The sequence below is a fragment of the Bradyrhizobium sp. WCU1 genome, assembly GCF_053474805.1.
Genome location: NZ_CM130280.1, coordinates 7,266,343 through 7,288,560, shown reverse-complemented (window position 1 = coordinate 7,288,560; position 22,218 = coordinate 7,266,343). Strand labels below are relative to the sequence as shown.

The window sequence follows — 22,218 nt, the reverse complement described above, 5'->3', positions numbered from 1 at the left end:
GGAAATGGACCGGGAACTTGAATCCGGAGGACCATGAGGGCGAAACGGTTTCTTCTGCCGGGGAAAACAATTAAAGACGGCCTCCAAGAAGGCTTTGAACGTAAGCTTTGGACGTTAGCTTTGAACGTAAGGTTGGCGCGGCGAACTTCGCGCGATATCGGGGATTTTCGAATGACTGCGCGAACGAGCCTGACAGTGGTGCTTGCGGCCGGCGAGGGCACGCGGATGCGCTCGTCGCTGCCGAAAGTGCTGCACCCCGTGGCCGGGCAGGCGTTGCTGGTGCATGTGCTCAATGCCGCCGCCTCCGGCGTGGGCTCGCAGCTCGCGGTGGTGATCGGCCCCGATCACGAGGCGGTCGCCGCCGAGGCGCGCCGGGTGCGGCCCGATGCCGGGATCTACGTGCAGCGCGAACGGCTTGGCACCGCGCATGCGGTGCTGGCGGCGCGCGAGGCGATCGCCGGCGGCGCCGACGACCTGCTGGTCGCGTTCGGCGACACGCCGCTGATCTCGGCCGAGACCTTTGCGCGGATGCGCGCGCCGCTGCGCGACGGCGCGGCGCTGGCGGTGCTCGGCTTCCATGCCGCCGACCCGACCGGCTACGGCCGGCTGGTGGTCGAGAACGGCACGCTGGTGGCGATTCGCGAGCACGCTGACGCCAGCCCCGAGCAGCGCACCATCACGCTGTGCAATGCCGGCGTAATGGCGTTCGACGGCAGGACCGCGCTCGCGATCATCGAGAAGATCGGCAACGCCAACGCCAAGGGCGAATACTACCTGACCGATGCCGTCGGCATCGTCAGGGACATGGGATTGGAGGCCGTCGTGATCGAGACCAGCGAAGACGAAGTGCGCGGCATCAACACCAAGGCGCAGCTCGCCGAGGCCGAGGCTGTGATGCAGGCGCGACTGCGCAAGGCCGCGCTCGATGCCGGCGTGACCCTGATCGCGCCGGACACCGTCCATCTCGCCGCCGATACCAAATTCGGCAACGACGTCGTGATCGAGCCGTTCGTGGTGATCGGACCGGGCGTCTCGATCGACGATGGCGCGGTGATCCATTCGTTTTCGCACCTCGTCGAGGCGAAGGTCGGCAAAAAGGTGTCGGTTGGTCCCTACGCGCGGCTGCGGCCGGGCACCTCGCTCGGTGACGGCGCGCGGATCGGCAATTTCGTCGAGACCAAGGCCGCGGTGCTCGAGGCTGGCGTCAAGGTCAACCATCTCTCCTATGTCGGCGACGCCCATGTCGGCGCCAATTCCAACCTCGGCGCCGGCACCATCACCTGCAACTATGACGGCTTCCTCAAGCACGAGACCTTGATCGGCGAGGGCGCCTTCGTCGGCACCAATACGTCGCTGGTCGCGCCGGTCACGATCGGCAAGGGCGCCTATATCGGCTCGGGCTCCGTCATCACCAGGGACGTTCCCGACGACGCCATGGCGCTGGAGCGCAGTGAGCAGTCGATCCGCGAGGGCGGCGCTGCGCGTTACCGCGCAGCGAAGCTGAAGGCGAAGGCGGCGAAGGGGAAGTGATCTTCTCCTGGTCTGATCGGGAGTCTGCCTCCGTCCCAAGACGTCGTCCCTGCGGAAGTGTTCGCAGGGCCCCATAACCACAGGGTTGTGTTGCTGGAGCAAGCTGCGGCCACAGCGCGGCAAACCAGTTGGCGCTCGTGGTTATGGTCCGGCTCAGGGCCGGGACGACACCGAATGTGCTGCGCGCTCAGTGAATCAGGCCGCACTCTTCGCCCGGGCAGGTTCGCTGGTGGTCGGCTGGACCGGTCCGAGCAGGATGCGCTGCTGCATCTCGTCGAAGGCGAGATCTGCGTTCTTCTCCCGGGTGACCAGCGACAGCAGGATCGCGACCGCGAAGGAGAGCGGCATGCTGATGATCGCCGGGTTGCGCAGCGATACGAACCACCATTGATGCTCGATCGCGGTGAGCTGCTTGCCGAGAATGTCGACCTGGATCGTCGGCGACAGATAGATCAGCACCAGCGAGCTCAGCGTGCCGACCAGAATGCTCGCCACCGCCGCGGGCGTCGTGAAGCGGCGCCAAATGATGGAGAGCACGAGCGAGGGGAAGTTCGCGGCGCAGGCGATCGAGAACGCGAGGCCCGCCATGAAGGCGACGTTCTGGCCTTCGAACGCGATGCCGAGCATGATGGCGAAGATGGAAATCAGAACGGTTGCGACGCGCGCGACCTTGAGCTGCTCTTGCTCGGAAGCGGCGCCGTTCCGGATCACATTGGTCCAGACGTCGTGACAGAGCGTGGCGACGCCCGACAGCGTCAGCCCTGCGACGACGGCGAGCATGGTCGCGAACGCGACCGCGCAGATGAAGCCGAAGAAAGCGTTGCCGCCGACGGTGAGTGCGAGCAGGGGCGCGGCCATGTTGCCGCCACCTCCGGCTTTGGCCACCGCGTCGGCGCCGACCAGCACCATGGCGCCAAAGCCGATGATGAAGACCATGAGATGAAAGACGCCGATCAGGCCGGTAGCATAGAGGATCGACAGCCGCGCGGCCTTGGCATCCTTCACCGTGTAGGCCCGCATCAGCACATGCGGCATCGCGGCAGTGCCGAACATCAGGCCGAGCCCGAGCGAGATGGCATCCCATTGGCCCGAGACCACCTTCGATCCCGGCTGCAGCACCTTGGTGCCGTATTTCTCGGACGCCGCGGCGAACAGCTTCAGTGGGTTCATGTCGAAATGGGTCAACACCAGGAAGGCGAGCAGGATGCCTCCGCCCATCAGCAGCGCAGCCTTCACGACCTGCACCCAGGTCGTCGCCAACATGCCGCCGAACAGGACGTAGACCAGCATCACGCTGCCGACCACGACGACCGACCAGGTGTAGGGCAGGCCGAACAGCAGCTTGATCAGCGATCCCGTCGCGACCATCTGGGCGATCAGGTAGAACAGGATGACGGCCAGCGTTCCGACGGCGCCGGCGAGGCGCACGGGGCGCTGGCGCAGGCGATAGGCCACGACGTCGGCGAAGGTGAAGCGGCCGACGTTGCGCAGGGGTTCGACGATCAGGAACAGAATGATCGGCCAGCCGACCAGCCACCCGATCGAATAGATCATGCCGTCGAAGCCGTTCGAGGTGACGATCCCTGCAATTCCGAGCAGGGCCGCGGCGCTCAGGAAGTCCCCCGCAAGCGCCCAGCCGTTCTGCCACGGCGTGACCTGGCCGCCGGCGGCAAAGAAGTGCTCGGTGGTGCGCGTGCGCCGCGCGGCCCAATAAGTGATCCCCAGCGTCAACGCCATGAAGGCGAAGAAGAACCCGATCGAAAGCGTGCTGCTGCCCATTCTTACTCTGTCCCCTCAGCGAAGCCTGCGAACGCCTGCGTCGAGCACCCGGTTCGCCCACAGCACGTAGACCAGGCAGAGCACGAACGAGGAGATGATGACGAGCGGACCGAGCACGATGCAAAGCGACAGGCCCGGCATCAGGATGGTGCCGAGCAGCGGCTTGTCGAACGCGAACAGCGCCATGAAGCCGAAATAGATCACGATCATCGCAACGCTGAGAGCGAGCGCGATGGTCAGCCGCGTCTTGGCGAGCTTGCTGGCCGATGCGACGCCACTTGGTGCCGGACCGGCATTGCCGGGAATAACCCTGTCCATATTGGCCCCCTAAGACTTGAGCGCGCTTTGCCTTGCGCCAATCGGACGAGCTTCAGCCGGACCACCACGGAAGGGAATTATGGATTTTTGCAATCTGCTGTGCGCGGCTGCGGCAGGGCGTCGGCCAGCGTGACCTGCATGTCGGGGTCCTGCTTCAGGGTATTTTTCAGGAAGGCGCGGACGGCGCGGATGCGCGGCGCAAATTGCAGGTCGCTGTGGACGTTGAGCCAGACCTCGCGAACGGTGCCGGCGAGGGCGGGCAGCACGGGGATCAGGTCGGGCCGGTCGCTGGTGGCAAAGCTCGGCAGCATGACGATCCCGAGGCCGCCCGCCGCGGCATTCATCTGCGCGATCATGCTGTTGGAGTGAAAGGCGATTTTCGGCTCTTCGATGACATCGGCGAGCCAGCGCACCGAATCCACCTGGATCAGATCCTCGATATAGGAAACGAACCAATGATCCCCGAGGTCGCGGAGCGTTGCAGGCATGCCGTGCGTGTCGAGATAGCTCCGGCTCGCGAATAGCCCGAGCCGAAACTTGCCGATGCGTTCCGAGATCAGGCCCGGGCCGGGCGGCCGGAAGAAGGACACGAACAGGTCGGCTTCGCGCTTATGGACGTAGACCGTCTGGGCGGACGTGACGAGTTCGACGGTGAGTTGCGGTGCGGTGCGCCGCAGATCGGCAAAGCGTTGCGCCAGATAGAGCGAGGCGATCCCTTCCATGGTGGCGAGCCGTACGTTCCCCACGAGCTCCCGGGTGTCGCTGGCGCTGGCCTCCTCGCGAATGGCGATGACAGCGCTTTCGACCCGCTCGGCGTGACGCAACAGCCGCTCGCCGACTTCGTTGAGCTTGAGCCCGGTGCGGTGGCGTTCGAACACCGCGATCCCGAGCGAGGCTTCCATCTGCGCGATGCGCCGACTGACGGTGGAGTGGTCCAGCCGCAGCCGCTTTGCTGTTTGGCTCAAATTCCCTGCGCGAGCGGCACAGAGAAATACCCGCAAATCGTCCCAGTTGATCGTATCGAACATGACCTGCCTCCGGATTACGGCCGTTGCCAGCAAAGCAATTCCCGTTCCAACGCGAGGTGGCTCCGATCCTTCGCAACCGACCATGCGACAATTCCGATGCATGCCTGCGAGGCAGGGATGATACCGCTTCGCTCCCCCCATCCTAGCCGGGATTTTTCATATGCTTGCTCGCTTCAAGGCTGCCGCCGTCCACGCCGCGCCCGTGTTCCTCGACAGCCAGGCGACCACCGAGAAGGCGATCTCGATCATGCGCGAGGCGGCCAGGGCCGGCGCCGAGCTGATCGCGTTTCCGGAAACCTACATTCCCGCCTTTCCGGTCTGGGCGGCGCTGTGGCCTCCGATCGACAATCACGACTTGTTCGTGCGCATGGCGGCGCAATCCGTGTCGGCGGACGGGCCGGAAGTGGCGCGGCTTTGTGCCGAGGCGCGCGCCCTTGGCGTCACCGTCTCGATCGGCATCAGCGAGCGCTCGGCCGTCAGCGTCGGGGGGCTGTGGAATTCGAACCTGTTGATCGGCGAGACCGGCGAAATTCTGGTCCATCACCGCAAGCTGGTTCCGACATTCTACGAGAAGCTGGTGTGGTCATCCGGGGATGGTGCGGGCCTTGTGGTCGCGGAGACACGGCAGGGCCGCATCGGGGGATTGATCTGCGGCGAGAACACCAATCCATTGGCTCGTTTCGCGCTGATGGCGCAGGGCGAACAGGTCCACATCTCGAGCTGGCCGCCGATGTGGCCGACCCGACGCCCGGCCGGCGGCGGCAATTTCGACAACGTCGCCGCCAATCGCATCCGGGCAAGCGCCCACTGCTTCGAAGCCAAGGTGTTCGGGATCGTCACCGCCGGCTACATGGATGAGCCGATGCGTGCCTTCCTCATCGAACGCGACAGAACGATCGCCGATGTGATCGACCGGACGCCACGTGCGGCGAGCTTCTTCGTCGATCCGACGGGGGTCGTGTTTGGCGATGAATTGCAGGATCAGGAGGGGATCGCCTACGCCGAGATCGATCTCAATCGCTGCGTCGAGCCGAAACAGTTTCACGACGTGGTCGGTTACTACAACCGCTTCGACATTTTTGGCGTGACCGTCGACCGCAGCCGGCTGACCCCGGCACGATTTCGCGATGAACGACAGCCAGGAGCGGAAGCGCAGGCGATCCTGTCCGTCGACGCCGACGCCGGATCGAACGGGCAGCGGGTCGGCTAGCCTTCAATCCAGTGCTGTTGCCAATGCGCGAATGTCTGACTACGCTTTACCGGAGGTAGGACCCCAAGCGCTCTCGGCCGGACGCTCATGCCCAAATTCCTCCGCATCGGAGTCCATCAGTCCAACGTCTCCGGATACACGTCCAAGGCATGGTGCATTCGGCGCACCGGCTCGACGGTCTTCCTGAAGTGGGGCGCCGTCGAAGTTCAGGGCGCTGGAGCCGGCCGAAAAGTCTACTGGACGTTTCCACCGCAGGAAAAGACCATTCGCTGCCGCACGGTGCAGCGTGCCCAGGATTACACCAAGGCGGCCGTCGCACGGCGGCGCAGCCATCGTTACGAACCGCTGACGGGAAACATCGCCAACCGGCGGTGGACCGCCGATCGAGGCTCGGAGCTCAAGCAGGCGCTCGCCACGATCCTGTTCGTCGACATCGTTCGATCCACCGAGAAAGCCGCACGGCTCGGCGATTCGCGCTGGGCGACGGTGATGAACCACTATTATGCCGCCGTCCGCAGGGAGCTGAAGGCCCTGCGCGGCAAGGAAGTCGTGACGACCGGGGACGGCGTGCTGGCGACGTTCGGCAAGCCGGCGGCCGGGATCCGCTGCGCGACCGCGATCCGCGAGGCCGTGCGCACGCTGGGGCTTGAGATCAGGATTGGGCTGCACGCGGGCGAGTACAAGGTGAGCGGCGCGGAGGTCATCGGTCTCGCGTTTCACATCGGCGCGCGCGTCGCGGCGAAGGCGCGTGCCGGCGAGGTCCTGGTCTCGAGCGCGGTCAAGGACCTGATGCTGAAGTCCGAAGTCCGCTTCAAGGATCGCGGCGCACATCAGCTCAAGGGCGTGCCGGAGCGCTGGCGCCTTTACCGGGTCGAGCCCTGAGCCGTCCTGCAAGACGGACGCCTGATGCTGCAATCAAGCAGCGCGTCTAGCCTTTGCGAACTCCGATGCTCTCTCGAATCCGCTCCAGCCAGCCGATGATGGCGCCGAGCGCCTGATCGCCCTTGCCGAGAAGTCCCGCCAGTTCGCGCTCTGCAGTGCCCCGTCTCGTGGCATCGGGTTCGGGCAATGGCGGCAGGATGTGGGCGTAGTAGGTCTTGTCCAGCAGCCGGTGCAGCAGGCGTTCGCCCGGGAACGGTTCGTTGTTGTTCAGCGCTCGGGCGCCCTTCAGCAGCGTGCGGATATCATATTGGGTGGGGCTGATGTCCGGGACCCGCTTGGGAAGGTTGAGAAGCGTGTAGACCGCGATCCGCGCTGTGCGCACGGAACTGTCCATCGTGAAGATGATGTCGTTCGCGGTTTCCACGAACTGCCCCATCAAGCCGAGATTGGTACAGCCGGCGGGAACCGGATGCGGGCGGTCGCCGGCGGCGCGCGGCATGAACATCGCGGTGATGTAAGGCATCAAGGCGAGACGGGCCTTGGTGTTCGCCACCACCGCATCAAGTTTATCCTCGATGCCGAGGTGGTAGCAAAGCTCTGCGATGATCTCGCGGCCGGTGCAGGCCGGCATCGGCTTCTTGACGTAGTTGCCCTCCTTGTCCATCAGTAACGCGTAGACCCAGACGACCAGGACGTCCTTCGGTTGGGTCGGGAAATGCGGCTGCCGATTGCAGGTGAAGCTAAGCACCCAATTGGAATCGGTGAAGGTGATGATGCCGCCGGTGACCGTCTTGCCGGAATAGGGGTCATTGACGGAAAGCTCCTTCAGCCGGTCGACGAAGGGGGACGGCCTGCAGGTGAGCGTGACCGATTCCCACATCGACTTGTCGACATTGCCGTAGAATTTCTCGGGCCTGCCGAAGATCGGTGATTTCTTCGCAAGGTTCGTCCACAGCGTCCAGTCGCTCGCTTCACCCGGATCATGCTTGCCGCGCTGCAGGACCGGGGCGTGGTCCATGTCGCCGTAGGCGGTGCCCTCGGTCATCGATCCCGTGAGCGCGAACACCAGGTCCTTCGGACCGATCGAAATGGTGCTATCGGCCCCGTTCACCTTGGCCTTGATCGCGGTGACCGTGCGCGTCGCGCCCTCGACCTTGATGTCGAGATCGTATGCGCGCGTGTCGAACTGCACCTTGACGCCGCGCTCGCGCAGATGCGTGACCAGCGGACGGACGAAGCTGTCGAACTGGTTGTACTTCGGGAAGATCAGCGCCGACATGTCGGTCAGCCCGTCGATCGCATCGAGGAAGCGATGCATGTAGAGCTTCATTTCGAGCAGGCTCTGCCAGTTCTCGAATGCAAACATCGATCGCCACAGGTACCAGAAATTGGTTTCGAGGAAGCCCGGGCTGAAATACTGCTCGATGGTGATGTCATCGAGGTCTTCCTTGCGCTTCAGCAGCAGCCGGATCAGTTCCCATTGCTGCGGCTTCGACAGGCCGAGCGTCGAGAAATCGCGGATCTGGCCGCGCTTGTGCATCAGCCGCGCCTTCGAGAAGTTCGGATCGTTGTCGTTGACGAGCCGGTACTCGTCGAGAACGCTGTAGCCCTTGGGCAGTTCGAGCGCCTGAACGTCCTGGAACATGTCCCAGAGATTGTCGTAGTTCCAGTTCATCTCGCGGCCGCCGCGGATGATGTAGCCCTTCTCGGGATCGCCGGCGCCGTCGAGCGAGCCGCCCTCGATGTGCATGGAGTCGAGGATGGTGATGTCGTCGCCCTTCATGCCGCCGTCGCGGATCATGTAGAAGGCCGCAGCCAACCCGGCGATGCCGCTGCCGATAATCCAGGCCTTGCGGGGCTCGGCCGTTCCGCTCAGCACCGGACGGTTGCGCATATAGGCGCCCATCATGTCGGGCGGAGGCAGGGTATCGTGCTTGCTCTTGTGCCAGTAACGCGCCGTCGCGTCCGCCTCGACTTCGAAGCTGCTGCGGGAGGGATTGGGAGCATCGGTCATGGCGGCCTCGCTGCATCGCGTTCAGGTGAGCCTGACCGTAGCGAGCCGACCTGTCAATTTCGTGGCCGTCGGGCGGTATTCACGGAAGCTGCAACCAGAACGCGATGCGCCGTCTCTGCAATCTATCATCGCCAGAACGGGCCGCGTTCCTGTCGCGGCCTACCGCGCGCCGAGGATGCGCTGCCACAGCGTGCCACCGACGACCTTCCAGCCGAGATAGAAATACGCAGCGATCAGTGCGAACAGCAGCAGCGCCGGAGCGCCGGTGAGGCTGAAACCGTCCTTGGTGGTCTGGCCAGTGGCGGCGCCGATGGCGTAGCCGCCGCCGAAGAACACGGTGATGAAATCGAGCAAGCCGGCAAGGCCGCGGCGCCAGAACGGTTTTGCGAGCGGCGGTGGCTGATCGTTCGACATCGCAAGGCTCCGCAGCCAACCACGTGATAATGACCGACGCCGCCGGTCAGGTGAAGGCGACCTCGATCCGGTTGTCGGCCTTTCCGGTGATCCGGCACGCGTGCGACAGCGCATCGGCGGCGATCGCGAGCTTGAACTGTTCGGGGATGCCGGAAGTCGACAGCACCTCGATCGTTGCGGTGTCGCGCGACAGGCCGCGCACCGTGCAGTCGATCGTGGAATGCCCGGCATTGAAGCTGATCGTGCCGGCCTTGAACACGCGCCGCGCGGTCGGCGCAATCGACGGCGCACGGTCGACCCAGGCCAGCGCCTGGTTGCGGCCGGCCTGCTTGGCGCCGTACATCGCAAGGTCGGCATTGCGCAGCATGTCGTCGAAGCCATTGCCGGGCGAGAGCGCGGCACCGCCGAGGCTGCAGGTGACGCCGATGGTGCCGGCCGGCGTCTCGATCCGCGTCGCCGCGACGGCCGCACGCACCTTCTCGAGCACGCCCATGGCGTTGTCGAGCCTGGTGTGCGGCAACAGGATGCCGAATTCCTCGCCGCCGAGCCGGCCGATCACGTCGGAGCCGCGCAGCGCGCCACGTGCGGCCTCCGCCACCGCGGCCAGCACCACGTCGCCGACCGCGTGCCCGTAGGTATCGTTGACCCGTTTGAAATGATCGACATCGAGCACCGCGCAGGCGAGCGGACTGAGATGCCGCGCCGCCAGCGCGGTCAGCCGTTCGCCTTCACCGCGGAAGGCGCGCCGCGATGAGCAGCCGGTGAGGGCGTCCTGCATGGACAGGTTCCGCAACATCAGTTCGTCGACGGCGACGGCGGCAAGATCGGACAGCATGCTGATCGCATCGGCATCGAAATCGCGCGGGCGCGTGTCCATCGCGCACAATGTTCCGATCACCGCGCCTGACATCTTGAGCTGCGCGCCGGCATAGAAACGGATGTGCGGCTTGCCGTGCACGAAGATATTGTCGGCAAGGCGCGGCTCACGCAGCGTGTCCGGAATGACGAGGGGATGGTCCTGCGCAATCGCCAGGTTGCAGAGCGCGGGCCCGCGCGCGGTCTCGCGGTCCTCCATGCCGTCGGAGGCCTTGAACCACTGCCGATGGCCGTCGATCAGCGTCAGCGTCGACATCGGCACGCGAAAGATCTTTCGGCACAGCCCGGTCAGTCGGTCAAAGGCAAGCTCGCGCGGCGTGTCGAGGATGTCGAGTTCGGCCAGCACATCGAGGCGCTGCGTCTCACGATCATGCGTGGTGTGCATCGGGGTACCTCCGGCGGCGGCACCCTCGCCGAAAGCCGTTAATGCTGCGTTGACGCGGTTCACGGCGTTTGCCCGCGGCGGTTTCATCGCGATCAAGCGGCGGCGAAGCAGAACACATCATGCGCAACTTTGCCGCGAGCGACAACCGGATCGGCTTCGTGCTGGCGTTCGCGCTCTATCTGCTTTTCATCAAGGCCGGACTGCACGGCATGCTGACGTGCCGCGACGTCCGGCTCCACGGTCGGGGTTGGGAACCGTGAACGACCTGCTCCTTTGTCTGGTCCAAGCATTGGTCGAAACGATCTTCACAAAGACCGGTCGCGGGCTGTGGGGCCTCGTGGGCTTGTTCGCCTACGTCAGGATGCACGGCGAAGGCCCAAGGTTCGGCTGCCGGCGCCGGTGCTGGCTGACGCACTCTTGCCAAACTGGTTAGCCCCGATTAACCAGCCTTTCGCATCAACCTTGCCGTTTAAGACTGTCGCAATCGGCAATAATTATTGAGTATCTTGCGGCCGGCGATTCCCGTTAAGGGACCGTGTCGCCGCTTCGGCAAATTTTCGGCGATTTTTGGGGACATTGAACCGCATGTGCGGCATCGTCGGCATTCTTGGACGCGCTCCGGTCGCGGAGCAATTGGTGGATTCGCTGAAGCGGCTCGAATATCGCGGCTATGATTCCGCGGGGGTCGCGACGCTGGAGAACGGCGTCCTGGCGCGGCGGCGCGCCGAGGGCAAGCTGAAGAATCTGGAGACCCGGCTCGAAGCGAAGCCGCTCGGCGGCCACACCGGCATCGGCCACACCCGCTGGGCGACCCACGGCAGGCCGACCGAGAACAACGCGCATCCGCACGCCACCGAACGCGTCGCCGTCGTGCATAACGGCATCATCGAGAATTTCCGCGAGCTGCGCGAGGAACTTGAAGCCAGGGGCGCGGTGTTCGCCACCGAGACCGACACCGAGGTCGTGGTGCATCTGGTCGACAATCTGCTCAAGGGCGGCGTCGCGCCGGTCGAGGCGGTGAGGGCGGCGCTGTCGCAGCTGCGCGGCGCTTTCGCGCTCGGCTTCATCTTCGCCGGCGAGGACGATCTGATGATCGGCGCCCGCAACGGCCCGCCGCTCGCGGTCGGCCACGGCGAGGGCGAAATGTATCTCGGCTCGGATGCGATCGCGCTCGGGCCGTTCACCGATACGATCAGCTATCTCGAGGACGGCGACTGGGTGGTGCTGAACCGCAAGGGCGCGACGATCTTCGACAAGGACAACGCCATCGTGCATCGCGAGGCGATCAAGCACACCACGGCGACGGCGCTGGTCGACAAGGCGAACTATCGCCACTTCATGGCGAAGGAGATCCACGAGCAGCCCGAAGTGGTCGGGCATACGCTCGCGCGTTACGTCGATATGGCGACCGAGCGCGTCACCATGCCGGTCAAGCTGCCGTTCGACTTCAAGGACATCCAGCGCGTCTCGATCACCGCCTGCGGCACCGCGAGCTATGCCGGCTTCGTCGCGAAATACTGGCTGGAGCGGTTGGCGCGGCTGCCGGTCGAGCTCGATGTCGCCTCCGAATTCCGCTACCGCGAGGCGCCGCTGCGCAAGGGCGATCTCGCGATCTTCATCTCGCAGTCCGGCGAGACCGCCGACACGCTGGCGGCGCTGCGCTACGCCAAGGCGCAGGGCACGCACACGCTCTCGGTCGTCAACGTGCCGACCTCGACGATTGCTCGCGAGAGCGAGACCGTGTTGCAGACACTGGCAGGTCCCGAGATCGGCGTCGCCTCGACCAAGGCGTTCACCTGCCAGCTGATGGTGCTGGCCTCGCTCGCGGTCGCCGCCGGCAAGGCGCGCGGCGAGCTGTCCGAGGCCGACGAGAGCAAGCTGGTGCACGGCCTCGTCGAAATTCCGCGCCTGATGTCGGAGGCGCTCACGTCAGAGCCGCAGATCGAGAAGCTGGCGCGCGAAATCTCGAAGTCGCGCGACGTGCTCTATCTCGGCCGCGGCACCAGCTATCCGCTGGCGCTGGAAGGCGCGCTGAAGCTGAAGGAGATCTCCTACATCCATGCCGAGGGCTATGCCGCCGGCGAGCTCAAGCACGGCCCGATCGCGCTGATCGACGAGCACATGCCGGTGGTGGTGATCGCGCCCTACGACAAGGTGTTCGAGAAGACCGTCTCCAACATGCAGGAGGTCGCCGCCCGCGGCGGCAAGATCATCCTGATGACCGACGCCAAGGGCGCCGCCGAGGCGACCATCCAGTCTCTGGTCACGATCGTGATGCCGGACATGGGCGCGACCTTTGCGCCGATGGTCTATGCGGTGCCGGTGCAGCTGCTCGCCTATCATACTGCCGTCGTGATGGGCACCGACGTCGATCAGCCCCGGAATCTGGCCAAATCGGTCACGGTCGAATAGTCGCAAGCCGGGCCGTCACGCGGCCCCTTCAAAAATGCGTCAGAATGGCTTAGCTGGGTGCTGGACAACGGCCGCTTCGACGCCGCTTCGACGACCTTGGAACCGCAATGACTTCCAACCAAGTGCCTCCTGTCGCTGGTGATTTGCCGCCGGACGCGCCGCGCGGGCTGATGGCGCGTTTCCGCAACTATTTCCTGACCGGCCTCGTGGTGGCCGGGCCAGTTGCGATCACCCTGTACCTGACCTGGTGGTTCGTGAACTGGGTCGACAATCTGGTCCGCCCGTTCGTACCCACGGCCTACCGGCCGGAGACCTATCTGCCGTTCGGGCTGCCCGGTTCCGGCCTGATCGTCGCGGTCATCGCGCTGACGCTGCTTGGCTTTCTCACCGCCAACCTGATCGGGCGAACGCTGGTCGATCTCGGCGAGCGGCTGCTTGGGCGGATTCCTGCGGTGCGTGCGATCTACCGCGGCCTGAAGCAGGTGTTCGAGACGCTGTTCTCCGGCAACGGCTCGAGCTTCCGCCGCGTCGGCCTGGTCGAATTTCCTTCGCCCGGGATGTGGTCGATCGTGCTGATCTCGCAGGCGCCGAACGCCGAGCTCGCCGCCAGCTTCCCCGGACAGGAGGAGCACATCTCGGTGTTCCTGCCGTGTGCGCCGAACCCGACCACTGGCTTCTTCTTCTACGTGCCGAAGAGCAAGGTCATCGAGATCGAGATGAGCACCGAGGATGCCGCGACCTTGATCATGTCGGCCGGCGTGGTGCAGCCCGGCACCAACGATCAGAAGCGCGCCGCGGCGCTCGCCGGCATGGCCAATGCCGCGCGGATCGCCAATCAGGCGTCGTTGCAGCCGGCGGCGCCGGCCAAGGTCGAGGGCTGATGCGCTCCGGCGAGACGCCGTCCGGTGAGGGCGCGCGACTGCTGTCGCCCGACCAGGCCAAGCGCGAGCTCGAGCAAGGCGGCATCACGCTGATCGATGTCGGCGAGCCCTGGCAGTTGCGCGAGCGCGGCACCATCGCGGGCGCGCGCAATATCAGCCACGAGGAGATCGCTGGCATCGCTGCGTCCGATCCCGCACTCGGCGATCGCGAGCAGCCGATCATCCTGACCTGCGGCGGCGGCGGCAAGGCCAAGCGCGCCGCTCAGGCGCTGCACGACATCGGATTTGCGCATGTCGCCGTGATCCAAGGCGGCTGCCGCGGCTGGCAGGCTGCGGGACATGAGCTGGTGCCGGTTTCATCGACCGAGGGTGATCGGCGCTGATTGACGCGTTGCTGTTTCACGCAAGATGCTGGCTGAACAGGTCAACCACGCTCTCGGGGGCGCGGTCGCCGAAGAACTCCTCCAGGTTCGCAGCGGTCTGTTCCGCCACATCAGCGCTTCGCGGGAATAGCTCGCTTTCATAGCGGGCCAGCGCGCCTTCGACGTCATCGGGAGTGGCAACAAGCGCCCGGGCGAGTTCCGCGCCATCGAGCATCGCAAGGTTTGCGCCTTCGCCGGCGAACGGCGACATCAGATGCGCGGCATCGCCGAGCAGCGTTGCGCCGGGCACACGCCGCCATCGATGTCCGACCGGCAGCGCATGGATCCGGCGCAGCACCGGATCGGTTTCACCGTCGGTGATCAGGGCGGTAAGTTGCGGGGCCCAGCCGCGAAATTGTTCGGCAAGATGCGCCAGGCCAGCTTTGGGGTCGCTGAAGTCGATCGAGTTGATCCAATCCTCCGGCTCCTTCAGGGCCGCATAAGTATGCAGCGTGCCATCGGCATAGCGATGCGCCAGAATACCCTTGCCGGGAGCAACGGCCATCAGCGTGCCGCTGCCGATCGCATCCGCGCTTGCCTTGTGGCGCGTGTCGCCGTCGAACAGCGAGGTCTCGATGAACGAGACGCCGGTGTACGCAGGTCTCGACTCCGACAGCAGCGGACGGACCTTCGACCATGCACCGTCGGCGCCGACGAGCACGTCCGATGTCACCGTCGCGCCATGGGCAAAGGTGATGTCGTGCCGTCCGTCACCGCGCGCAGCGATCGACGTGACCTTGTGTCCCCATCGAATCGCATTCGGAGGGATCGAATCGATCAGTATGCGCCGAAGATCGCCGCGGTCGACCTCGGGGCGCGTGCCGGTGCGGCTGCCGGGCTGGTCGAACAGGACATGGCCGTCTTTGTCGACGATGCGCTTGGCATCTTCACCGGGACGGACGAGCTCCAGGAACGCGTCAAACAGCCCTGCGGCCCTGAGCGCGAGCTGTCCGTTATGTTCGTGAATATCGAGCAGGCCGCCTTGCGTCCTTTGGCTCGCCGAAATCTCGGCTTCATAGATCGTTGCGGCGAAGCCGTGGAGATGCAGAACACGCGCGAGCGTGAGACCGCCGAGGCCGGCGCCAATGATCGTAACCGGATTTCGCATGGTAGCGCTCCTGTGGTCGCAAACATGCAGCGCGCGGCGGCGCTGATGGCTGCGATGGCCTGATAGGTGTCAGGCGATTGCTTTCGGAGACGCTGGCCGAACCACGTGAGTGCGTGGCTGACGTGTACGCGACGGCCTGCCGGGCTTGCCGGTTCAGGCGGTCGTTTTTCGCGGCGGCGGAGGGGTATACCCCTTGATCGGCAAAAGCAAGGCCGCGCCTGCCGTTGGCAGCTACCCCGCGCCGATCAGCGGCACGGCCTCGTCGCGTTCGTAGAGGTAGAGCAGGCAGCGCAGCGCTTCGCCGCGCTCGCCCTTGAGCTTCGGATTGTCCTTCATGATCCGCAACGCCTCGTCGCGGGCCTGGGTGATGAGCTGGCCGTGCACCTCGGAGCGCGCGATGCGGTAGCCGGGCAGGCCGCTCTGGCGGACGCCGAGCACGTCGCCTTCGCCGCGCAGCTTGAGATCCTCCTCGGCGATCCGGAAGCCGTCCGTGGTCTCGCGGATCACCTTGAGCCGCGCCTTCGACATCTCGCCGAGCGGCTCCTTGTAGAGCAGCAGGCAGGTCGAAGCCTCCGAGCCGCGGCCGATGCGGCCGCGCAATTGATGCAATTGCGCGAGGCCGAAGCGTTCGGCGTTCTCGATCACCATGATGGTCGCCGCCGGCACGTCGACACCGACCTCGACCACCGTCGTCGCGACCAGGAGGCCGATCTCGTGTGCGGCGAACTGCGCCATCACACGGTCTTTCTCGGCACCCTTCATCTGCCCGTGCACCAGGCCGACGCGATCGCCGAACCGCTGCTGCAGGCTCTCGAAACGTTCGGTCGCGTTGGTGAGGTGCTCGGTGCCCTCGGCCTCGGATTCGTCGACCAGCGGGCAGATCCAGTAGACGAGTTTTCCCGCGCCAAGCGCGCGGCCGACGCCGTCCATGACGTCCTCGATCCGGCTCATCGGCACTGCGCGGGTGTCGATCGGCTGGCGTCCCGCCGGCTTTTCGCGCAGCTCGGAGACGTCCATGTCGCCGAAATATGTCAGCACCAGCGTGCGCGGGATCGGTGTCGCGCTCAGCACCAGCACGTCGACGGCCTCGCCCTTGGAGGTCAGCGCGAGCCGTTCGCGCACGCCGAAACGATGCTGCTCGTCGACCACGGCGAGCGCCAGCGCCTTGTAGATCACATCGTCCTGGATCAGCGCATGGGTGCCGACCAGCAGATCGATTTCGCCGGCCTCCAGCCGCGCCAGGAGCTCGCGGCGCTCCTTACCCTTTTCGCGGCCGGTGAGGATCGCAACCCGCATGCCGGCGCGCTCGGCGAGCGGCGCGATGGTCTTGATGTGCTGGCGCGCCAGGATTTCGGTCGGCGCCATCAGCGCCGCCTGCTTGCCGGCCTCGGTGACGGCGGCGGCCGCGAGCAGCGCCACCACGGTCTTGCCGGAACCGACATCGCCCTGCACGAGGCGCAGCATCCGCACCGGCTGGCGCAGATCCTCCGTGATCGCCGCGACCGCCTCGCGCTGCGACCTGGTCAGCGCATAGGGCAGGGCGTCGATGATCCTGTTGCGCAGATGGCGGTCGCCCGCATTGCGCACGCCGGCGGGGCGGCGCAGCGTGGCGCGGATCAACGCCAGCGCGAGCTGGCCCGCCAGCAGTTCGTCGAACGCGAGCCGCGACCAGAACGGTCCATCGGGCAGGATGTCGGTCAGCTCGACCGGGACATGGACGCGGGTCAGCGCCTCCCGGATCGGCGGGAAGTTGCAACGGCGCAGCACCTCGGGGCTGATCCACTCCGGCAAATCCGGCAGCTTGGTCAGCGCCTGCGCGATGGCGCGGCGGAGCGAGCCGATCGCCAGCCCCTCGGTCAGCGGATAGACCGGATCGATGCCGGAGAGCTTTGCAAAGCCGGCTTCGTCGACGACGCGATCGGGATGCACGATCTGCGGGATGCCGTCATACATCGCCAGCGTGCCGGAGACGTAGCGCTTCTCGCCCATCGGCAGCAGCTTCTCGACATAGCCGGGCTGGGCGCGGAAGAAGGTCAGCACCACGTCGCCGGTGTCGTCGCTGGCATAGACGAGGTAAGGTGCGCGCGAATTGCGTGGCGGTGGCGGGCGATGGCGATCGACGGTGACCTCCAGCGTCACCATGGTTCCGACCACAGCATCCCGGATCTTCGGCCGGGCGCGGCGGTCGATCACGCTCGCCGGCAGGTGCAGCAGGAGGTCGACCAGCCGCGGCGTCTCGCTCCGGTCGAGCAAATAGCGCAGCAGTCTGTCCTGCTTCGGGCCGACGCCCGAAAGCGTCGTGACCTGGGCAAACAGCGGATTGAGCAAAGCGGGGCGCATCGCAGCCCTTTACACACGACTCACGTCATGCGCGCAAGGAAACCCCAAAAGGCGGCGAATGAGGGCTGACATCGGCCGCCGCTGTCGCTATATCAAGCGCGCCCGGCACGTCCGGGCTTTTCGCGTTGAACGGATTTTGGGACATGACGGGATCGACACGATCGAGCCAGGGGCTCGATGACCGCCGCAAGCGGCTTCTGTTTCGCTGCTGGCACCGCGGCACCCGGGAGATGGACCTGATCCTCGGCCGGTTCGCAGACGCGACCATTGGCGAGCTGTCCGATCAGGAGATCGGTGAGCTCGAGCACCTGATCGAGGTTCCGGATCCCGATCTCTATGCCGCGCTGACCGGTGACAAGGTGCTGCCTTCGGAATATGCGACCGCGCTGTTTGCCCGCATCAAGGCGTTCCGGGTTGCGGACCCCAGCGCATGAAGCAGCCGATGAAATCGCCGGCCGCGATGCTCGCACCCGGCCGGGTGCTGACCATCGCCAACGTCGCCGAGGGCGCCGAGGGGCTCGTCATCTCCGATCTGGCGCGCGCCATCGCCGCGCAGCCGAAGCGGCCGGCGGTCAGCCTCGCGGTGGTGTGCCGCGACGGCGCACGGATGCAGCAGCTTGCCCGCGCGCTGGAGTTCTTCGCCCCCGATATCGCGGTCATGCAGATCCCGGCCTGGGACTGCCAGCCCTATGACCGCGTCTCGCCGCATTCCGGTATCCTGGCGCAGCGGCTGACCGCGCTGGCGAAACTGTCGCGGCTGACGGGCTCCGACAAGCCGCTGATCGTGCTGACCACGGTGAACGCCGCCGTGCAGCGGGTGCCGGCGCGCGATCAGGTCGCGGCGCAGGCGCTGTCGGTCGTCCCCGGCAACGTCGTGCCGATGGACTCGGTCGTCGCCTGGCTGGAGCACAATGGCTACACCCGCTCGTCCACGGTGCGTGAACCCGGCGAATACGCCGTGCGCGGCGGCATCCTCGATCTGTTTCCGGCCGGCCTCGACCAGCCGGTGCGGTTCGACTTCTTCGGCGATAGCCTGGAATCGATCCGCACCTTCGATGCCGAGACCCAGCGCACACACCTGGACATGCGCGGGCTCGACCTGGTGCCGGTCTCGGAATTCCAGCTCACCACCGAGACCATCCGCCGCTTCCGCATGGGCTATGTCGCGGCGTTCGGCGCGCCGGAGCGCGACGACCAGCTCTATGAAGCGGTCTCCGAGGGGCGGCGCCATCCCGGCATGGAGCATTGGCTGCCGCTGTTCCAGGAGCGGATGGACACGCTGTTCGATTATCTCGACGGCGCAACCATTGCGATCGAGCCGCAGGGCGAGGACGCCGCGCGCGAGCGCTTCACCCAGGTTGCCGACTACTATGACGCACGGCGCGAAGCGCTGGAGCATCCGGGCAGCGGCGCGATCTACAAGCCGCTGCCGCCGGACAAGCTCTATCTGACCGAGGCCGAATGGACCAAGCTGCTCGGCGACGCGCCGCTGGCGCGGCTGACGCCGTTCGCGGTGCCCGAAGGCACGGCAGACGTGTTCGACGCCGGCGCGCGGCAGGGCCGCAATTTCGCGCCCGAGCGCGCCGACGGCAATGTCAACGTGTTCGAGGCGGTGGTCGGCCACATCGGCGCGCTGCAATCGCAGCGCAAGAAAGTGATCGTCGCGCTGTGGAGCGAAGGCTCGCGCGACCGCATGGGCGCGATGCTGCGCGACCACAAGCTGCTCAACACCACCAGCGTCAACACCTGGCGCATCGTGCAGGCGACGCCGCGCAACGAGACCATGCTGGCCGTGCTCGGCATGGAGTCCGGCTTCGAGACCGACGAGTTCGCCGTCATCAGCGAGCAGGATATTCTCGGCGACCGCTTGGTGCGGCCACGCAAGGCGAGCCGCAAGCTCGACAATTTCATCTCGGAGGTGACGAGCCTCGCGACCGGCGATCTGGTGGTTCACGTCGAGCACGGCATCGGCCGCTTCGTCGGTCTCCAGACGCTCGAAGTGTCCGGCGCGCCGCATGACTGCCTCGAACTGCACTACGCGGCGGAGACCAAGCTGTTCCTGCCGGTCGAGAACATCGAGCTGCTGTCGCGCTACGGCTCCGACAGCGCCAATGTCGAGCTCGACCGTCTCGGGGGCGGCGGCTGGCAGGCGCGCAAGGCCAAGCTCAAGAACCGCATCCGCGAGATCGCGGGCGAATTGATCAAGATCGCGGCGGAGCGGCAGCTGCACGAGGCGCCGAAATTCCCGCTGCAGCCGCACGTCTATGACGAGTTCTGCGCACGCTTCCCCTATGATGAAACCGAGGACCAGCTGGGGGCCATCAACTCGACCCTGAAGGACCTCGAAATCGGCCGCCCGATGGACCGCCTGATCTGCGGCGACGTCGGCTTCGGCAAGACCGAGGTGGCGCTGCGCGCGGCCTTCGCCGTCGCACTCGAAGGCAAGCAGGTCGCGGTCGTGGTGCCGACCACGCTGCTGGCGCGCCAGCATTCGCGCACCTTCACCGAGCGCTTCAAGGGCTTCCCGGTCAATGTCGCGCAGGCCTCGCGGTTGGTGTCGACCAAGGATTTGAACCAGACCAAGAAGGGACTCGCTGACGGCAGCGTCGACATCGTCGTCGGCACCCATGCGCTGCTCGGCAAGGCCATCAAGTTCAAGGACCTCGGCCTCTTGATCGTCGACGAGGAGCAGCATTTCGGCGTCAGCCACAAGGAGCGGCTGAAGCAGCTGCGCGCCCAGGTCCACGTCCTGACGCTGTCGGCGACCCCGATCCCGCGCACGCTGCAACTGGCGCTGACCGGGGTCCGTGAGCTCTCGATCATCGCATCGCCGCCGGTCGATCGCCTCGCGGTGCGCACCTTCGTCGCGCCCCACGACCCCCTGATGATCCGCGAGGCGCTGCTGCGCGAGCGCTATCGCGGCGGCCAGGCCTTCTACGTCGTGCCACGGATCGAGGACCTCGCCGGCGTCAAGGATTTCCTCGACAAGAACGTGCCGGAGATGAAGGTTGCCGTCGCGCACGGCCAGATGCCGCCGACCGTGATCGAAGACATCATGTCCGCGTTCTACGACGGCAAATACGATATCCTGCTGTCGACCACGATCGTCGAATCCGGTCTCGACATCCCGAATGCCAACACGCTGATCGTGCACCGCGCCGACATGTTCGGCCTCGCCCAGCTCTATCAGCTGCGCGGCCGCGTCGGTCGCTCCAAGCTGCGCGCCTACGCGTTGTTCACGCTGCCGGCGCAGCAGAAGATCACGGCGCAGGCGGAGCGGCGGCTCAAGGTGCTGCAGTCGCTGGAGACGCTGGGCGCGGGCTTCCAGCTTGCCTCGCACGACCTCGACATCCGCGGCGCCGGCAATCTGCTCGGCGAGGAGCAGTCCGGCCACATCAAGGAAGTCGGCTTCGAGCTGTACCAGTCGATGCTGGAGGAGGCGATCGTCAACCTCAAGGCCGGCGTCGTCGAGCCTGCCGCCGATCGCTGGTCGCCGCAGATCACGATTGGCATGCCGGTCTTGATTCCAGAAGACTACGTCAACGATCTCAGCGTGCGGCTGTCGCTCTATCGTCGGCTCGCCGATCTCGACACCGACGAGGACATCGACGCCTTTGCCGCCGAGATGCGCGATCGCTTCGGCGTGCTGCCCGACGAAGTCCGCTATCTGTTCAAGGTCGCCGCGATCAAGGCCTATTGCCGCCGCGCCAATGTCGGCAAGGTCGATGCAGGCCCGAAGGGCGCCGTGATCGCATTCCGCGACAACAGCTTTGCGCATCCGGAGCGGCTGGTGACGTTCATCCGTCAGCACGGCCGGGCCGCCAAGGTGCGGCCGGACATGAAGGTCGTGTTCTTCCAGGAATGGGACACGCCGGAAGAGCGGCTCGCGGGCACCACGGAGATCCTGCGCCAGCTCGCCAATCTCGCCGAGAGCAAGAAGGCGGCGTGAGGTTCAGCCTCCCCGAAGCGGAGGCTCGGCTCAGAGAGCGGGAGTGCGCTGGCTCGGATCGCGCGAACGCAATCAAATGCGCCTCTCCGTTCGCGATGGTGATCGCCACGTTCGTTGTCACGGCAGAGCAGATTTCGCCCAAAGCAAGCTCGATCGGCTCATCGTTGCACGGCGATTCAGGAGCAGCCCCGAGGAGGTACTAAGGTTTGGTTCGTTGACGAGGTTGTTAATCTCGCCTACCTTTTTGTTCACTTTTTGAGCAGTTCTTTTTATTTCAGGGCAGGGGTTTTTTTGTGAATGCGATTACCGTCGCGTCGGCGATCGCCGTGAAACGCCCGGCGAACCATTTAGCGGGACAACCTAAGGTAATCGTTGATCGTTCGACCGACGCCACGCCGGTCGAGTCGGAGGCTGTTTGGTCGAATGCCGACACCCCGAAGCCTGCCTATCCTGCGACCGCCAAACTGCCCACCCAGGTCGGTCCGAAAGGATTGCGGTCCGACTTCATAGACAAGGATTTCCTGTGGTGTTCGCGGCATGCGGATTCACCGCGACATTTTGAATGCGCGCGGCTGATTACGGCCGATCACATAGCGCAAGTTTTTCAGCGCATACCGGGATTTCCGGTCGGCGCCAATATGTAGCGCGTAAAGGGCGTCGACGCCGACGG

18 protein-coding genes are annotated in these 22,218 nt (G+C 65.5%); 10 read left to right on the top strand and 8 right to left on the bottom strand.

Features of this window, described 5'->3' with window-relative positions; genetic code table 11:
* Nucleotides 1-171: 171 nt before the first annotated feature.
* A complete protein-coding gene (glmU, locus tag ACTUWL_RS34125) occupies nt 172-1,530 on the top strand; it encodes a bifunctional UDP-N-acetylglucosamine diphosphorylase/glucosamine-1-phosphate N-acetyltransferase GlmU (protein WP_021081302.1) in 1,359 nt (452 codons plus the stop codon).
* Nucleotides 1,531-1,725: 195 nt separating this feature from the next.
* Here glmU and ACTUWL_RS34120 read toward each other — a convergent pair whose 3' ends face one another.
* The 3 genes from ACTUWL_RS34120 to ACTUWL_RS34110 all read right to left on the bottom strand — a co-directional run bounded on the left by ACTUWL_RS34120 (nt 1,726) and on the right by ACTUWL_RS34110 (nt 4,655).
* Nucleotides 1,726-3,309 (bottom strand): solute symporter family protein, encoded by a 1,584-nt coding sequence (locus ACTUWL_RS34120; protein ID WP_106939915.1) that lies wholly within the window; start codon nt 3,307-3,309, stop codon nt 1,726-1,728.
* Between the two features lie 15 nt (nt 3,310-3,324).
* Nucleotides 3,325-3,627: a DUF485 domain-containing protein gene (locus tag ACTUWL_RS34115; RefSeq protein ID WP_021081304.1), complete on the bottom strand. Its 303-nt coding sequence runs from the start codon at nt 3,625-3,627 to the stop codon at nt 3,325-3,327.
* A 77-nt stretch (nt 3,628-3,704) separates the two neighbouring features.
* Nucleotides 3,705-4,655 carry a LysR family transcriptional regulator gene (locus ACTUWL_RS34110; RefSeq protein WP_021081305.1) on the bottom strand — a complete coding sequence of 317 codons (951 nt, stop codon included), beginning with the start codon at nt 4,653-4,655 and terminating at the stop codon, nt 3,705-3,707.
* A gap of 160 nt (nt 4,656-4,815) precedes the next feature.
* On the opposite strand from ACTUWL_RS34110, the gene ACTUWL_RS34105 reads away from it, so the two are divergent.
* On the top strand, nt 4,816-5,865 hold the full coding sequence (locus ACTUWL_RS34105; protein WP_021081306.1) for a carbon-nitrogen hydrolase family protein: 1,050 nt from the start codon (nt 4,816-4,818) through the stop codon (nt 5,863-5,865).
* Between the two features lie 87 nt (nt 5,866-5,952).
* A complete protein-coding gene (locus ACTUWL_RS34100; protein ID WP_021081307.1) occupies nt 5,953-6,747 on the top strand; it encodes an adenylate/guanylate cyclase domain-containing protein in 795 nt (264 codons plus the stop codon).
* 46 nt (nt 6,748-6,793) lie between these two features.
* Here ACTUWL_RS34100 and ACTUWL_RS34095 read toward each other — a convergent pair whose 3' ends face one another.
* The 3 genes from ACTUWL_RS34095 to ACTUWL_RS34085 all read right to left on the bottom strand — a co-directional run bounded on the left by ACTUWL_RS34095 (nt 6,794) and on the right by ACTUWL_RS34085 (nt 10,436).
* On the bottom strand, nt 6,794-8,761 hold the full coding sequence (locus ACTUWL_RS34095) for an oleate hydratase (RefSeq protein WP_021081308.1): 1,968 nt from the start codon (nt 8,759-8,761) through the stop codon (nt 6,794-6,796).
* Between the two features lie 159 nt (nt 8,762-8,920).
* A complete protein-coding gene (locus ACTUWL_RS34090; protein WP_021081309.1) occupies nt 8,921-9,175 on the bottom strand; it encodes a hypothetical protein in 255 nt (84 codons plus the stop codon).
* Nucleotides 9,176-9,221: 46 nt separating this feature from the next.
* Nucleotides 9,222-10,436, bottom strand: coding sequence for a sensor domain-containing diguanylate cyclase (locus ACTUWL_RS34085; protein WP_021081310.1), 1,215 nt, complete (start codon nt 10,434-10,436; stop codon nt 9,222-9,224).
* 119 nt (nt 10,437-10,555) lie between these two features.
* Here ACTUWL_RS34085 and ACTUWL_RS34080 point away from each other — a divergent pair, with 119 nt between their 5' ends.
* The 4 genes from ACTUWL_RS34080 to ACTUWL_RS34065 all read left to right on the top strand — a co-directional run bounded on the left by ACTUWL_RS34080 (nt 10,556) and on the right by ACTUWL_RS34065 (nt 14,112).
* Complete coding sequence (locus ACTUWL_RS34080) at nt 10,556-10,696, top strand: hypothetical protein (RefSeq protein ID WP_021081311.1); 141 nt, start codon at nt 10,556-10,558, stop codon at nt 10,694-10,696.
* Between the two features lie 325 nt (nt 10,697-11,021).
* Nucleotides 11,022-12,848 (top strand): glutamine--fructose-6-phosphate transaminase (isomerizing), encoded by a 1,827-nt coding sequence (gene glmS / locus ACTUWL_RS34075; protein ID WP_021081312.1) that lies wholly within the window; start codon nt 11,022-11,024, stop codon nt 12,846-12,848.
* Nucleotides 12,849-12,955: 107 nt separating this feature from the next.
* Nucleotides 12,956-13,729 (top strand): DUF502 domain-containing protein, encoded by a 774-nt coding sequence (locus ACTUWL_RS34070; protein WP_021081313.1) that lies wholly within the window; start codon nt 12,956-12,958, stop codon nt 13,727-13,729.
* Nucleotides 13,729-14,112 carry a rhodanese-like domain-containing protein gene (locus ACTUWL_RS34065; RefSeq protein WP_021081314.1) on the top strand — a complete coding sequence of 128 codons (384 nt, stop codon included), beginning with the start codon at nt 13,729-13,731 and terminating at the stop codon, nt 14,110-14,112. Before ACTUWL_RS34070 ends, ACTUWL_RS34065 begins: the two co-directional genes overlap by 1 nt.
* Nucleotides 14,113-14,128: 16 nt before the next feature.
* Here the strand turns inward: ACTUWL_RS34065 and ACTUWL_RS34060 are convergent, their stop codons facing one another.
* Both ACTUWL_RS34060 and recG read right to left on the bottom strand, forming a co-directional pair.
* Nucleotides 14,129-15,259, bottom strand: a complete 1,131-nt coding sequence (locus ACTUWL_RS34060) for an FAD-dependent oxidoreductase (RefSeq protein WP_021081315.1) — start codon at nt 15,257-15,259, stop codon at nt 14,129-14,131.
* Nucleotides 15,260-15,490: 231 nt separating this feature from the next.
* Nucleotides 15,491-17,599: an ATP-dependent DNA helicase RecG gene (gene recG / locus ACTUWL_RS34055; protein WP_021081316.1), complete on the bottom strand. Its 2,109-nt coding sequence runs from the start codon at nt 17,597-17,599 to the stop codon at nt 15,491-15,493.
* Between the two features lie 143 nt (nt 17,600-17,742).
* Here recG and ACTUWL_RS34050 point away from each other — a divergent pair, with 143 nt between their 5' ends.
* The 3 genes from ACTUWL_RS34050 to ACTUWL_RS34040 all read left to right on the top strand — a co-directional run bounded on the left by ACTUWL_RS34050 (nt 17,743) and on the right by ACTUWL_RS34040 (nt 22,192).
* Nucleotides 17,743-18,033: an FAD assembly factor SdhE gene (locus tag ACTUWL_RS34050; protein ID WP_021081317.1), complete on the top strand. Its 291-nt coding sequence runs from the start codon at nt 17,743-17,745 to the stop codon at nt 18,031-18,033.
* Entirely contained in the window at nt 18,030-21,548 is a 3,519-nt protein-coding gene (gene mfd / locus ACTUWL_RS34045) for a transcription-repair coupling factor (RefSeq protein ID WP_021081318.1), read from the top strand. Before ACTUWL_RS34050 ends, mfd begins: the two co-directional genes overlap by 4 nt.
* 293 nt (nt 21,549-21,841) lie before the next feature.
* On the top strand, nt 21,842-22,192 hold the full coding sequence (locus ACTUWL_RS34040; RefSeq protein ID WP_146160306.1) for a hypothetical protein: 351 nt from the start codon (nt 21,842-21,844) through the stop codon (nt 22,190-22,192).
* Nucleotides 22,193-22,218: the final 26 nt, after the last annotated feature.

What these genes read in the sequence shown, in the direction of transcription:
- ACTUWL_RS34065 (WP_021081314.1), top strand. Translation starts at nt 13,729, where the DNA reads ATGCGCTCCGGCGAGACGCCGTCCGGTGAGGGCGCGCGACTGCTGTCG.
- ACTUWL_RS34090 (WP_021081309.1), bottom strand. Translation starts at nt 9,175, where the DNA reads ATGTCGAACGATCAGCCACCGCCGCTCGCAAAACCGTTCTGGCGCCGC.
- mfd (WP_021081318.1), top strand. Translation starts at nt 18,030, where the DNA reads ATGAAGCAGCCGATGAAATCGCCGGCCGCGATGCTCGCACCCGGCCGG.
- ACTUWL_RS34120 (WP_106939915.1), bottom strand. Translation starts at nt 3,309, where the DNA reads ATGGGCAGCAGCACGCTTTCGATCGGGTTCTTCTTCGCCTTCATGGCG.
- glmS (WP_021081312.1), top strand. Translation starts at nt 11,022, where the DNA reads ATGTGCGGCATCGTCGGCATTCTTGGACGCGCTCCGGTCGCGGAGCAA.
- glmU (WP_021081302.1), top strand. Translation starts at nt 172, where the DNA reads ATGACTGCGCGAACGAGCCTGACAGTGGTGCTTGCGGCCGGCGAGGGC.
- ACTUWL_RS34070 (WP_021081313.1), top strand. Translation starts at nt 12,956, where the DNA reads ATGACTTCCAACCAAGTGCCTCCTGTCGCTGGTGATTTGCCGCCGGAC.
- ACTUWL_RS34095 (WP_021081308.1), bottom strand. Translation starts at nt 8,761, where the DNA reads ATGACCGATGCTCCCAATCCCTCCCGCAGCAGCTTCGAAGTCGAGGCG.
- ACTUWL_RS34085 (WP_021081310.1), bottom strand. Translation starts at nt 10,436, where the DNA reads ATGCACACCACGCATGATCGTGAGACGCAGCGCCTCGATGTGCTGGCC.
- ACTUWL_RS34080 (WP_021081311.1), top strand. Translation starts at nt 10,556, where the DNA reads ATGCGCAACTTTGCCGCGAGCGACAACCGGATCGGCTTCGTGCTGGCG.
- recG (WP_021081316.1), bottom strand. Translation starts at nt 17,599, where the DNA reads ATGCGCCCCGCTTTGCTCAATCCGCTGTTTGCCCAGGTCACGACGCTT.
- ACTUWL_RS34060 (WP_021081315.1), bottom strand. Translation starts at nt 15,259, where the DNA reads ATGCGAAATCCGGTTACGATCATTGGCGCCGGCCTCGGCGGTCTCACG.
- ACTUWL_RS34110 (WP_021081305.1), bottom strand. Translation starts at nt 4,655, where the DNA reads ATGTTCGATACGATCAACTGGGACGATTTGCGGGTATTTCTCTGTGCC.
- ACTUWL_RS34050 (WP_021081317.1), top strand. Translation starts at nt 17,743, where the DNA reads ATGACGGGATCGACACGATCGAGCCAGGGGCTCGATGACCGCCGCAAG.
- ACTUWL_RS34105 (WP_021081306.1), top strand. Translation starts at nt 4,816, where the DNA reads ATGCTTGCTCGCTTCAAGGCTGCCGCCGTCCACGCCGCGCCCGTGTTC.
- ACTUWL_RS34115 (WP_021081304.1), bottom strand. Translation starts at nt 3,627, where the DNA reads ATGGACAGGGTTATTCCCGGCAATGCCGGTCCGGCACCAAGTGGCGTC.
- ACTUWL_RS34100 (WP_021081307.1), top strand. Translation starts at nt 5,953, where the DNA reads ATGCCCAAATTCCTCCGCATCGGAGTCCATCAGTCCAACGTCTCCGGA.